General features: G+C 43.6%; 1 protein-coding gene. It reads right to left on the bottom strand.

The genetic code is table 11. From position 1 onward, the window contains the following. Window positions 1-1,323: aminotransferase class I/II-fold pyridoxal phosphate-dependent enzyme (locus NJ959_RS29645; RefSeq protein WP_254015348.1), on the bottom strand; the 1,323-nt coding region annotated here is incomplete at both ends.

Raw genomic sequence — 1,323 nt, forward strand, 5'->3', positions numbered from 1 at the left:
GATTAGAGTGGGGAGTGGGGAGTGGGTTTTTTGGAGTGGGGAATGGGTAGGGGCGAAGCATTTGGGGGATACGCTTTGTTGTTTAATCATGATTTGACTATCCAAATGCTTCGCCCTAACTGGGGAGTGGGGAGTCGGGAGTGGGGAAGAGAAATTTGCTTTCTCCCCCATCTCCCCTATCTCCTCTATCTCCTGCGGCTGGTAATATTCTTGGGAAATTTTGGTGAAGGCTTGGATTAATTGGTGAATATCTGCTTCTGTATTGCCCAAACTAATAATGAATGTTAGGTGTTGGAGGGTGGGTAATTCGGCTGTAACGCCAAGTTGTTGATGGAAGATTTCGTCTACTTCAAATCCACTTAATCCTAATTCGCTTACTCTTACTGTTAGTCTAGTGGGATCTAGGGCAAAAAAACCGGGTGTGTTGGTGGTTTCTAATACTGATAATCCGGGGATTTGACTGATTTTATCTCTGGCTTCTTTTGCTAACGCTAAGGTATTAGTCATTAGTTGGTTCCCGTACAATGCCATTTGTTGACGTGCGGCATCTAAGGAAGCGAGAAGTAAGTAGTTGGGACTGGTAGATTGAACTAATTGTAAGGCTTTTTTTAATCTTTCGCTATCAATGCGGTTTCCCAGAGTATGTAACATTGAGGATTGTGTCATTGCCCCGAGAACTTTGTGAGTCGATTGTACTGTTAAATCGGCACCTGCGGATAGGGCGGATGGAGGTAAATGGGGATGAAAATGAAAATGGGGACCGTGGGCTTCGTCTACTAGTAAAGGAATATGATATTGGTGAACTAATTTTGCGATCGCATTTATATCTCCACAGACTCCATGATAGGTGGGATATACCATCATGACAGCTTTAGCATCGGGATGATTTTGTAGAGTTTCGGCAAGGGCGGCAGGGGTGATACTGTGGGCTAAGTCGTTTGATGAGTCGTATTCTGGATTGATAAAGATAGGGATAGCGCCAGAAAGGATTAAACCTGCGATCGCGGATTGGTGACTATTGCGCGGTAAGATAATTTTATCTCCGCTGTCGCATGTAGCTAAAATTGCGGCAATTATCCCACAAGTGGAACCATTAATTAGAAAATAAGTATCTTTTGCACCAAAAGCTGCTGCGGCTAATTTTTGTGCTTCTTTGATGACACTTTCTGGGGCAAATAAGTTATCTAAATCAGGTAATTCTGGTAAGTCTGCTTGAAATATTTCTAATCCTAACCATGTACTTAATTGCTGGGAAATTCCTTTTCCTTGTTTGTGCCCTGGTGCGTAGAAGGGTGCGTGGGGGCGTTGGGCACAGGTTTTTAG

It is taken from the genome of Limnofasciculus baicalensis BBK-W-15, from assembly GCF_024178385.1.
Taxonomy (GTDB): domain Bacteria; phylum Cyanobacteriota; class Cyanobacteriia; order Cyanobacteriales; family Coleofasciculaceae; genus Limnofasciculus; species Limnofasciculus baicalensis.